Below are 12,244 nucleotides of genomic sequence, written 5' to 3'. Positions count from 1 at the left end.
TAATCAGCCTGAGGATAGTGATAAAACTGTAATCGCCGCCGCACCGCCAGTACCGGATAACAACGATGATAAGACCCTGGTGGCGCCACCAGCGAACGATACAAGCAAAACCATGGTCGCCAGCCCTGGTAGTACGGATGATACCGAAGCTATAGGTCAGGATGCGGTTGATCGTATCAAGCAGGCGGCGGCTAAAAACCCGGTCAATATTGCATTATTAGGCGTCACTGATCCCATTGTTGACCGCTCTTTTAAGTTAAACAAAGACTTGTTGACGGTGGGACGCTCTCCTTTTAATGACATTATTATCAAGGCTTCATCGGTCTCCGCACACCACGCTGAAATTGAAAAAATCGACGATCAATGGTTAGTGCGTGATTTGGGGTCCTCCAATGGTAGTTTTGTTAATGATTGTTTGATTGATGAATGCGTACTTTATAGTGATGACTCTTTGTTTTTTGGAGAGGTAGAGCTGATATTTGATTCTGGCGGCGCCAATCCAGCTCCTCCTGATCGCGTTATCGATAGTTTGGATAGCGCAGTAGCAGGCGGAGTGCCCAAATTGTGGTTAGGGCTGGCTGCAACTGTCATTGTGATTGCGGCTGCAATATTGCTACTGTTGTAAAGTTTTTACTTATTAGGTCGAATTGTTATTTACCGGTACAAACTATAAAATCAACCGTTTGTTCACTTGGCTGGGATTGGCAACTGATTAGCGTTAGGGTGTAGTTGTTTTGACTAACGAATATCTCTTGAGTGTGGCTGGATAGCTACAGAAAATAATTTATGGCAGACAAACCTGAAATACCGGGATACAAAATACTTGAACCGCTGGGCGAAGGCGGTATGGCGAAAGTGTATCTTGCGATTCAGGAAAATTTTCAGCGAAAAGTTGCCGTTAAAATTCTCTCCCAGCGGTTACTCTCTGACCCCAGCTTCGGGGTGCGCTTTTTACGTGAAGCCCGTATCGTTGCCCAGTTGTCCCATCAAAATATCGTGCCTGTGTTTGACGTTGGCCAGCACGGTGATTGCCATTATATCGCGATGGAATTATTGCGTGGTGGCGATTTAAAGCAGCGTTTGGCTAAAGGCATGCCGTTGGCGGATTGCCTCGAGATTGTTCAACAAATTGCCTCGGCATTACACTACGCTTCCAGTAAAAATTTCGTCCACCGGGATATCAAACCAGAAAATATTTTATTCCGTGAAGACGGCAGCGCAGTGGTTTCAGATTTTGGTATTGCGCGCTCTACAGAATCTGAAACCAATATGACTTTGACGGGGACCATTATCGGCACCCCTAGTTATATGAGCCCTGAACAGGCTCAGGCGTTAACGTTAGATGGTCGCTCAGATTTATACAGCTTGGGTATTATCCTGTTCGAAATGCTGACGGGTAATGTCCCGTATACCGCTGACTCAGCTATCTCGATCGGGTTGAAACATATTACTGATCCTATTCCTGAACTTCCGGATGAAGTGGCCGATTTCCAGCAAATTATTGATAAGGCTTTGGCCAAAGCGCCCGAAGAACGTTTTCAAACCGGCCAGGAATTTATCGATGCGCTAAATGAGTTGGAGCACGATCTTCAAGACGGTAGTTCATCCACTACGATTATTTCTCCGGATGCGTTAAAACGGCATAAAAGTTCCTCACGGCGTCGCTCCGGTACAACGCCGACGGTAAAAACTCGTGCTAGCAAGGGTGGTAATCGCACTACTACTGGCGGCAGAACCCGACAAGCAACAAGAGCTACCCGTCAAGCCAGGGCGGTAGCGCCAGCACAAAGTAACAAGACGCTATTAATTGTCGCCTTGGTTGCAGTATTAGCCATTGCAGGTGCCGGTGGTTGGTTTATGTTTGGCAGTACTGGATCAGGAGTCAGTGATGCAGAGCAGGCTGCTATGGATCAGCGCACTCAGGAATTATTGGAAAACGCACGTGATGCGCTTGCGGATGGGCGTTTGTATGAACCGGCCGATGATAGTGCACAGTATTATTACACCACCGCTTTGGCATTGGCGCCTCGCAATGAAGAAGCTATTAGTGGTATGGAATCGTTGATTACGCTGTATTTGGATAATGCGCAAAAAGGGATTGATAGTAGTGATGAGACAGTGGCCGCCGATTGGTTAAACCGGTCAGCGCAGATTGCTTTTTATGCGAGTGATCAAACATTGCTGGAGCGGCAACAAGATTTACGTGCTGAATTGTTCCAATTTCAACAGCAGAATGTCCGACAGTCCGATCGTGAAGGTCGGGTAAAAGAATTGCTGGCCGAGGCTGCTGTAGCAATTAAAGATAATCGCTTATCCAGCCCTATTGGTGATAACGCTTATGATCGCTATCAGTCAGTGTTGGCCTTGGACCCTGAAAACGCAGATGCATTAAGTGGTATTTCAACTATCGCGGCCAGCTTTTTGAAACAATCAATTGCAGAGGCGGCAAATAATAACTTTAGTCGAGCCAGGGCTTTGGTGGCTGCGGCTATTCAAATTGATAGTCAGCACCCGGACTTACAAGCTACCCAGCTCAGTATTAATAAAAGCGAAGAGCGTGCCCGTCAGCAGCAATTGGCTGAATCCAATAAAAAACAGTTAACACCAGAAGAATTGGAGCGGCAACGTATACAGTCAGAAAAAACCCGTGGTCAGCAAATAGTCGCATTATTAAAAGCCGCAAACAGTGACTTAAAAGCGGATCGATTGCAGACACCGGTAGGAAACAATGCCGTTGAAAAATTTCGTCAGGTTTTACAATTGGATCCTTCCAATTTAGATGCGTTGGAAGGTTTACAGAACGTTGGTGAAAAATATGTGGCTTTAGCTAACGAACAGTTAGCGAAAAAAGCGATTGAAGAAGCAGATAAATATTTGAATATTGCGCAAAAGTTGGTACCTAGTAGTCAGCAGTTGTTCACTGCGCGTCGTTCAGTATTGGCGGCCAGGGAAGAGAAAGCCCGCTTGCGAGATTTGGAAATACAGCGTCAACGTGAAATAAAACAGCTGTTGGCTGGTGCAGCAAAAGATTTAGAGGCCGGGAGATTAAGTGAGCCATTGGGGAATAATGCCTTAGAGAAATTCTCCCAGGTACTAGTATTAGACCCGGTTAATAATAAAGCGAGTACTGGTCGCAACAAAATAGTTGATATGATTGTTGCGAATACTAATAAGGCGCTAAAAGGTTTGAAAATAGATGAGGCCGAGGGTTATATTGCCACGCTGTCGCGTTTCTTCCCGCAGGGGTCAACAACGCGTTCTTTAAAAGCGGGTTTGGAAAAAGCGAAACAAGAATATGCGCGTTTGCAAAAAGAAAAGAACACTTTGTTAGCTCGAGCTGAACAGCTGACCGAGAAGTCGCCGTCACAAACCAATAATAATCAATTACGGGGCATGTATACCCGCATTCTGCAGATAGAGCCGGACAATAGAGTTGCGCAAGCAGGACTGATTAGAACCAGTGATTACGAATTGGCTATTGCTAAGCAGTCAATTGATAAACGTGAGTACAATAAGGCGGCATTGAATTTATCCACAGTTAAATCTACAACACCGAAACACCCTGCGTTGGCCGCGATGCAACAACAGCTTGATAATGCCTTGGCTGCTCTGGCTAAGGCAGATGCAGCATTTGCGACCGCAGATAAAGAGTATCTGAAAGCCGTTACGTTTGCTGATAACAATGTTGCCCGTAATGCATTAAAAGCGGTTTATCGAGAAATTCTCAGCGCCAAGGAAGTCGATCCCAAGCATCCCAAAATTGCTCCTGCACTGGTAAGGCTGGAAGATAAATATATTGAAGCCATTAGCTACTACACCGGTAAAAACTTATTCGACCGCAGTCGTGAATTGATTGCTGATGCCGAGTCGATGTCGATGTCGCAAGCGCGCTTGGATGAGCAGGTGGCAATTATGAAGGTGCAGGAAGAAGAATTCAAAGCCAAGGAAAAGAAAAAACGCTTAACGCGTCAAATGGGTATTTTTTAAAGGCGACAGACTCGTGCGTTTATCCGATGGCATATTAAGTTTTATTCGGACTATTGCCGTTACTTTTTTTGTAGTCAGTATCCTCTCATGCGCTGCTCCCGATTTTGAGGCACGACTTTCAGCGGCTGATCAACAGGCTGCCGCCGCCGGTTTTATTGCAAGTTATATTGAGACCGAGCCTTTCACCTTACGGGTTTATCATAAAATTAATAACTCGCAATTGCCCCTTAGAATTTATATTGAGGGCGATGGTAATTCATGGATTACCCGCTATCGACCTTCCCTTAATCCCACTCCACACAATCCGGTCGCTTTAACATTGGCGCTGGCCGATCAGCAAGCGGAAAATATCGTGTATCTGGCGCGGCCATGTCATTACCGTCCGACAGCCGCAGATGCTGCCTGCACAGTAAAGTACTGGACGATTGCCAGTTATGGGAGCGACGTAGTTACTAGCTTGAATGAAGCTATAGATGAACTCAAACAACAGTTTAATAACAGCCAGCTTGAGTTAGTTGGATTTTCAGGTGGCGGCGCCTTAGCACTGTTGTTAGCGGCGCATCGTCATGATGTCGTATCGGTACGTACTGTCGCCGCTAATATTGATGTGCGGGCATTTACCGATTATCACAAAGTCAGTGAAATGCGAGAGTCGTTGAACCCGGTAGATTTTAGCCAGCAACTGGCAGTCATTCCGCAACTGCATTTTTCCGGGGTTGATGATCAGGTGGTACCGGTGTCGATTGCGGAAAGTTATTTATCCAAATTGCCGCAGCAACAATGCGCCAGGTTAGTGAGGGTGGCTGATCAGGATCATCACCATGGTTGGCCGCAACGCTGGCCGCAGCTATTACAGCAGCAACCCCGTTGCGACGCTAAAACCCAATAAGGCGGCTTATTGCTGCGCTTGCCAACAATCCAGAATATCACCGGCATTGGCGGACCAGACTTCCGTTTTACTGGTGATATATTCCAGTGCTTGTTCCAGTTTGGCTATGCGATGGGGTTGTCCCATTAACCAGGGGTGAATGTTAAGAGCTAGAATGCGGCTCCCCTGCTGTTCCGCCTCGGCAATTAAAAAATCGCAGGCATCACAGACTTGTTCCACCCAGGAGTCTTCCGAGTGTTGATTGTTTTGGATAACAAAACGATCTTCCAGTTCGGTCGAGAGTGGCATCGCAATCAGCGATCCGTTAATAGTTTTGAAGGGGTAAGGCATATCGTCATTTACCCAGTCACAAAAATATTCAATGCCGTTAGCGGCTAACAAGTCGGGTGTATTGTGAGACTCATTTTTGGCGGGAGAAATCCAACCGCGAATTTTCTGTCCGGTAAGTTCTCGCAGCCCATCAAGGGCTTTTTTTATTAGCTGCGCTTCATCCGCGGAATCCTGTCCGCCGTAGTGTAAGGCGTCCATATGATAGCCGTGACACATTATTTCATCGTCGCGCTCTTTTATCTTATCGATTAGATAAGGTAGGCGTTCAGCCAAGCGCGTATTGATTGCAAACGTCGGTTTGATGCCGTAGTGATCAAAGGCTTTTAAAAATCGATAAATGCCTACACGGTTGCCATAATCGCGCAAACTGTAGTGCCGTAAATCAGGGTAGGGCATGGTCATGCCGCCGGGCACCTTGAAAGGTTTGCCCTGTTGATTCAGCGGAAAATATTGCAGCCCAACATTCACCCATAATGCGAGTTTTTTGTTGTTGGGCCATTGCACGGCTTTGCGATCAGTCAGCATTGACCAGTCATAGCGGTCGTGGTCCATGCCGTAGGAGCGATGAGGGTAGTCAAAATACTCTTTATCTAAAGTCATTATTTAGCCCCTCCATTTCTACTGCTGATATCAGCTAATGCGCCGTCGTAATAGTTTTCAATATAGTATTCAGCAATTTCTCGTCCGGTAGTTACCCATACATCGTCGTGGCTGGTGATGTATTCCAGTGCTTCTTCGAAGGCTTTTAACCGGTGGGGGCAGCTTACCTGGTAGTTGTGAGTGGGAATACACATGATGGTGCCGGACTCAGCCCCTTCCTGATAAAGCCGGTCGAAATTATCTTTTATTTGTTGGCCGTAGCGACGGGGTTCAATTTTATTGACGACGTAGGCAATGGTGTCGTTCATTTCCAGAGAGTAAGGAATCGATACGAATTTTTTATTGCTGCGTAAATGAATCGGTGTGGGTTGATCGTCATGAAATAAATCACAGGTATAAATACCGCCCTCATTACCAAATAGCTCAGTGCCTACTTCGGCAAATAAATCTAACGTAAGTTCTGAGTGGGACAGGGCCGACGCCAAATAACCAGCACATTTTTGGCCGGTATGTTGATAGATGGTTTCCATTGAGTCTTTAATGACCTCACGTTCCTGTTGCTCGGTCATACCATAGGTGTAACGCGTATTATAAATTCCGTGGCTGAAAAATTCCCAGTTGCGTTCTTTGCACATCTCGATGATTTCAGGGTGGTGATCGCACAGTGCGGTTGATAATGAAATTGAACCGCGCACGCCATACTTTTCTAACACATCCATTTGGCGAACATGGCCAACGCGGTTGCCATAGTCGCGAATAGTGTAGCCTGGTAAGGCTGGAGATGGTTGCGGCCAAGCCTGACGATACGGATTGCTGGGTGGGTCCAATTCATAGTATTCAATATTGGGGGCTACCCAAAAAGCCATTTTGGCACCATTGGGCCATTGAATTTTAGGGCGATTCTCGTAGGGCCAGTAATCGTAAAAACCGGGATCTTCTTTCATGTGTCTATCCAGCAGTAAGCAAAAATTTTACAGAAAATAAAAACTATGATTGATTGCTAATTAATTCGTCTAGCCAATCGTTAACTTCAGCGGTTTTTAATACATCGCAATATTTTAGTGATAAATCGGTTAAATTGGCGTAGTGATAACTCTCGTGTTTATCGGCCACACATTCTTCAGGAACAATTGTGCGGTAGCCGCGCGATAATGAGTCAACACCGGTGGCACGAATACAGCCCGAGGTGGAGCCTCCAGTCAAAATAACGGTATCGACTTTATGCCAAACGCAGAGCGATTGCAGCTGGGTTTCAAAAAAAGCGGAGGGCATTTTTTTCAGGTAAATGACGTCTTTTACGTTATCAATTTCCAGGCGGTCATCAAATTCTGAGCGCACGGAATCGAATTTAATATTTTGCAGGCTATCAGGCGTGTCGGTACGGGTACCCCAAATACCAGCATCTTCAGCTGATTCCATATAAGCCACGTGGGTCCAGACAACCGGCCAGCCCAACTGGCGAAAACGGCGTGCCAACGTGTTGATATGTTCCATTTGATTGGGGTCAGTTTCATAGGCGGTTTTGAATAGATCGGTGCGAGTATAGGCCTTTTGTGGGTCAATATTGACCAGAATGGCCTTCTCACCAAAGCCAAATTTCTTCCGGGCGGGGTTGGCCTGTACTTCGAAAAAGATTTCTTTGGCGGTTTTGGTGGTGGTTTCCATAAAAAAAGTCCTCAGAGGCGAGCTGTAGCTGGTTAGATCAGTAATGTTCTAAAGGTATAGCATTATACCATTAAATATTCTTTTTATAATGGCTTTCTATAGCTGCTCTACATTCTGCTAGTTTTAAAGATGAATGCCACACTTAAATAACAACACCGTAATAAATTTAATTTGACAACGCTGTCATATCTAATTAGAGTTTTCCATGACAGCGCTGTCAGAAATATGCCCTATAGGGTGGTTGCGCTCTAATCTTCGCGATCAAGGGCAATCTGACACTTCATACATGAGAGATGTGATAACAAAATATAAATACGAGGGGTACAACCGTGTCCAAATTAAGACAAGCAATTCGTAATGCGAACCGCGCCAAAACAACGTTGGTTTCTGGTTCATTAAGTGCGCTGCTAGCCATGACAATGGCGGCTGCAGCAAATGCCGAGGAAGGCGCCCAGCTGGAAGAGGTGGTGGTAACAGGTATTCGCGGTAGTTTAAATGACGCGATGAATACCAAGCGTTTTGCTAACGCAGTGGTTGATGCAATAAGCGCAGAAGATATTGGCAAGTTTCCAGATAAAAACGTAGCAGAGGCCTTGGGTCGTGTACCTGGTATTACTATTTCTGGTGATTTTGGTGAAGGCCAGAATATTGCAATTCGTGGTTTGGATGGAGATAACAATATCACTCTGGTTAATGGTCAAGCTGTTGGTACGGCTCAATGGTTTGTATTGAGTGAGGCAGAGCGTAATTTTAATTTTGAAATGCTTTCTTCAGAAATGATAGCTGGTGTAGAGGTATATAAAACTGCACAGGCTGATGTAGATGAAGGTGGTATTGGCGGTACAGTAATATTAAAAACCCGTAAGCCCTTGCAGATGGAGGCCAATACATTAAATATTAATGTCGAAGGCCAATATAACGATTTGGCAGAAGATTGGGATCCGGCATTTTCAGGTATTTATAGCTGGAAAAATGCCGATGAAAATTTTGGTGTGATGGTGGCGTTATCCCATCAAGAACGCACAGTTCGCCGTGAAACCGCTGAAGTTATAGATGTATTTGGGCCGTCAGTTACACGCCTTGGAGATGACTTTGCCGCACCAACAGGCGCTGCTGAGAAAGGGTATACGCCTTGGGCGGCAGGCTCGGCTCTTTTTGAACAGAACCGTGAGCGTGATGGTGTTGATGTAAATTTACAGTGGAAACCCACAGCAAACCTGGATACAAATTTTCATTATTTCTTTAGTGAGCTAAAGGCGGATAATGTAAACCAAAATATGCTGGCTATTCCATTTCGGGGTTTATTCCTGACTAATCAGCCCGCTACTGGTACTGTGACTAACGGTATTGTTGATTCGCTGGAAGTAAGTGGTGGTTCGGAAACTTTCCAGGATTTGGGCTGGAACAACCATATGGCCTACGACAATATCTATCGTGATGGCTCAAAAGCTGAGACAGAAATTATTGACTTTGAAGGTACTTATACGGGCGCAGGTTTTGAGTTGCACGGCCAAATAGGTACGACTACAGGCAAGGGTGTTGCTAAAGATAATTTTTTCGAATTTTTTGCTCATAACCAAGATACACGCGCCAACTTTGATTACTACAACAGTGGTGGCAATGGCTTTGATGTTGATTATTCACGAAGCCCTTGGTTGGCTAACCCTACAGATGAAATGTTGTTAACCGCTGCGTTTAATCAAACGACAGAGTCTGAAGACACAGAAGACTATTTACAGTTAGATGGTACTTTGGACGTTGAGTTTGCAGCGATTAACCAGATTAAAGTCGGTTTTAAGTATCGCGATCGTGAATTTACTCAAGAGCGCACTAAAGACAATATGATTAATACATCCCAAGCTGGTGATCTAAGTGCTAGCCTGGGTACGGCTGGTGATTATGCTAGCGGTAGTTATACAATTGATCATGACGAAACCAGTCAGCGGAGCACTACAGTATTTCAGCCTAATCAGGCGTTAATGCAGCAGGCTTTTAGTGATTTGGCTGTTTGTGTGGATGGTGATACCGCTGTTTGTCGAACCGGATCCCAGTTTGTTTATGATGCTTCATATGGTGTGCAAGAAGATATAACTTCGCTTTATGCTATGGCTAACTTCGAGCAGGGTAATCTGCGTGGTAACTTTGGTGTGCGTTATGTCGAAACTGAAACGACCTCAAGTGCATGGGATGTTTCAGCTGCAACTCCAGTTAGTACAAAACTCGAAGGAAAGTACAGTGAGTTCTTACCAAGCTTGAATGCAGTGTATAGTATCACTGATGACATTCAGGCGCGTTTTTCCGCAGGTAGAACAATGGCTCGTCCAGCGCCATTTGAATTAACTTCTGCCAGGAATTTAACGGTAGAGAATCGTCGTGGCGATACTGGTAATCCAGAGCTTGACCCGTTAATTGCAAATCAATATGACTTGGGTATCGAGTGGTATTACCAGTCGGGATCCATGCTTTCCGCTACGGTATTCATGAAAGATATTCAAAACTTTATTTATTCATCGACTTTTGCCGATGATATAAATGGTGAAACGTTTTTGATTACTCGTCCTGAAAATGGTCCTTCAGTAACTTTAGAAGGGGTTGAGCTAGTTGCTCAGCACATGTGGGATAATGGATTTGGTGTTACTGCCAATTACACATATACCGATGCGGGTAGTGTGTCGGTAAATGATGCTGCCTTGATTGATGGCGATGCTACTTTGGTAGCAAGAAATATCACTCTCCCAGGTGTTTCAAAAGATAGCTATAATATTTCAGCCTTTTACGAGCAGCAGCTGTACAGTGCACGTATCAACTATAACTACCGTTCGGAGTACTTCGAGAGAGCTGCTGAATCAGGTGACTTCAATCGTGAAGAGCAAGCCCGTATTGATGCACAGTTGTCAATTTTCGCTACAGAAAATCTGACTATTCGTGTAGAGGCATTGAATCTAACTGATGAAATTATTGAACAGTATCATGTAGCTCCTGATGGCGTAGAAATGACGACTACGCAAATTGATAATGGTCGTCGCTTCTTTGTTGGCTTAAACTATCAGTTTTAAAACTAGTCGTTAAGGTACTTAAGCGGGTATGGATGCCCGCTAATATATTCAGATTTCATTATGTCTCCCTGTCTATCAAATCAGTATTGATGCTTTGATGATAGTGTTTGCCGGGGTGTTTACCCCGGCTTTTTTATTTGTGCTGCTTAAGGTCAGAGTGATGTCGATTCCAGAGAAAATTGTGATTGTAGGTGGTGGTACGGCGGGCTGGATGTCAGCTATGCTGCTTAATCATGCTTGGAAAGATGCAGGCTGTAAGGTAACACTGATAGAATCATCTGATATAGGAATTATTGGGGTTGGCGAGGGGTCAACGCCGTATATGCGGAAGTTTTTTGAAAAACTTGGCATTGCTGAAGAAGAGTGGATGCCGGCGTGTAATGCAACGTATAAATGTGGAATAAGTTTTCCTGGGTGGTCAACAAAACGTGGATTTGAGAGTTATTTCCATCCATTCTTTTCTGAATGGGATGGACCAATGGCAGAAGCTTTTTTCCATAATTGCACAGTTCGTCGTCGAGGTTATGATGCGCCAGCTCATCCCGATGATTATTTTTTAGCTGCTGCCTTATCAAGAAATTTCCAAGCACCAATTTCCATAGGATCATTACCTGCAAAACAAGATTATGCGTACCACTTTGATGCAGGTTTATTAGGAAGTTTTTTAAAAAGAAAAGCTATTGAGGGTGGCGTTATTCATGTTGTGGGTAATGTTATCGATATTCCGTTAGAAGTGAATGGAGATATTAGCCATCTGGAGACGGATTGCGTTGGTATTTTAAATGCTGATTTATTTGTAGATTGTTCAGGTTTTATTGGTTTATTGATTAATAAAGCTTTAAAAGAGCCGTTTATTTCATTTTCAGAAAACTTATTTAATGACAGTGCAGTTGCAATTCCTAGCCGAATTACCGATTTTAAAAATATTCCTTCTGAAACGCAGTCCTCGGCTCTTAGTTGTGGATGGGCGTGGAAGATTCCGCTAACCAATCGTTTTGGTAATGGTTATGTTTATTCGTCAGATTACCTGTCAGCTGATGCGGCAGAGGCGGAGCTTCGAAGGCATATTGGAGATAGTGGTACCGATCAAGAAGCGCGGCACATAAAGATGCGTGTAGGACGTATAAAAAATCACTGGCGTAATAACTGTTTGGCAGTTGGTTTGTCTCAAGGTTTTATCGAACCTTTAGAGGCGACGGCGCTGGGGTTGGTTCAATACACGCTGGAAGAATTTATCAAGCAGTATAAAAAAAATGAAAAAAACTACAATAAATTTAATGATCTTGTAAATCATGCATTTGAAGAGACGCGTGATTATATAGTTCTCCACTACAAGTTAAATACTCGAGAGGACTCAAAATACTGGATTGATAATCGGAATAATAAAAATATTTCAGAAAAGTTACAGCGAATAATTAATAGCTGGGATTCCGGTATTGATTTCGAGGCCGAAGCAAAAAGCCAGGCTTATACTTTGCCTAGTTGGTATTGTATTTTTTCAGGCATGGGGCGGTTTCCCGATCAGCTAAATAAACCTCCAGAGGGTTATGTGGCGCCAATGGCGCAGGCCAAGGAAATGAGTGAAAAGTTATCTGAGTATTTTGTCAGTCATGCAAAAATTTTGGGGATTAGCGATCCTTCTTTGTAATTGACAGCGCTGTCATTATTGCGTAGTCTGAATCCTGTAATGTACAGGTGACGAAGAAAATGCCACTGG

General features: G+C 44.4%; 8 protein-coding genes. 5 read left to right on the top strand and 3 right to left on the bottom strand.

Annotated features, from left to right (window positions below; all coding sequences use genetic code 11):
- The first annotated feature begins 112 nt into the window (after positions 1-112).
- From UNITIG_RS10325 to UNITIG_RS10315, 3 genes are all read left to right on the top strand, one after another.
- Entirely contained in the window at positions 113-625 is a 513-nt protein-coding gene (locus tag UNITIG_RS10325) for an FHA domain-containing protein (RefSeq protein WP_101758303.1), read from the top strand.
- A 161-nt stretch (positions 626-786) separates the two neighbouring features.
- Complete coding sequence (locus UNITIG_RS10320) at positions 787-3,987, top strand: serine/threonine-protein kinase (RefSeq protein ID WP_101758302.1); 3,201 nt, start codon at positions 787-789, stop codon at positions 3,985-3,987.
- 13 nt (positions 3,988-4,000) lie between these two features.
- Complete coding sequence (locus tag UNITIG_RS10315; protein ID WP_101758301.1) at positions 4,001-4,876, top strand: alpha/beta hydrolase; 876 nt, start codon at positions 4,001-4,003, stop codon at positions 4,874-4,876.
- Positions 4,877-4,882: 6 nt separating this feature from the next.
- On the opposite strand, the gene UNITIG_RS10310 is transcribed toward UNITIG_RS10315, so the two are convergent.
- Genes UNITIG_RS10310 through UNITIG_RS10300 form a run of 3 tightly spaced genes read right to left on the bottom strand, consistent with a single transcriptional unit; the run spans position 4,883 to position 7,471 of the window.
- Positions 4,883-5,806: a polysaccharide deacetylase family protein gene (locus UNITIG_RS10310; RefSeq protein WP_101758300.1), complete on the bottom strand. Its 924-nt coding sequence runs from the start codon at positions 5,804-5,806 to the stop codon at positions 4,883-4,885.
- Positions 5,806-6,750 (bottom strand): polysaccharide deacetylase family protein, encoded by a 945-nt coding sequence (locus UNITIG_RS10305; RefSeq protein ID WP_101758299.1) that lies wholly within the window; start codon positions 6,748-6,750, stop codon positions 5,806-5,808. Before UNITIG_RS10305 ends, UNITIG_RS10310 begins: the two co-directional genes overlap by 1 nt.
- Before the next feature lie 43 nt (positions 6,751-6,793).
- Complete coding sequence (locus tag UNITIG_RS10300) at positions 6,794-7,471, bottom strand: isochorismatase family protein (RefSeq protein WP_101758298.1); 678 nt, start codon at positions 7,469-7,471, stop codon at positions 6,794-6,796.
- 329 nt (positions 7,472-7,800) lie between these two features.
- Here UNITIG_RS10300 and UNITIG_RS10295 point away from each other — a divergent pair, with 329 nt between their 5' ends.
- Both UNITIG_RS10295 and UNITIG_RS10290 read left to right on the top strand, forming a co-directional pair.
- A complete protein-coding gene (locus tag UNITIG_RS10295; protein ID WP_200821265.1) occupies positions 7,801-10,527 on the top strand; it encodes a TonB-dependent receptor in 2,727 nt (908 codons plus the stop codon).
- Positions 10,528-10,624: 97 nt separating this feature from the next.
- The gene (locus tag UNITIG_RS10290; protein WP_200821264.1) at positions 10,625-12,175 is read left to right on the top strand and encodes a tryptophan halogenase family protein; all 1,551 of its coding nucleotides are present in this window, start codon (positions 10,625-10,627) and stop codon (positions 12,173-12,175) included.
- Positions 12,176-12,244 lie beyond the last annotated feature (69 nt).

It is taken from the genome of Oceanicoccus sp. KOV_DT_Chl, from assembly GCF_900120175.1.
In the GTDB taxonomy this organism is placed as follows: domain Bacteria; phylum Pseudomonadota; class Gammaproteobacteria; order Pseudomonadales; family Dasaniaceae; genus Oceanicoccus.
Note: the sequence above shows the minus strand (reverse complement) of the source record. Positions and strands in the feature narration are given on the sequence as shown.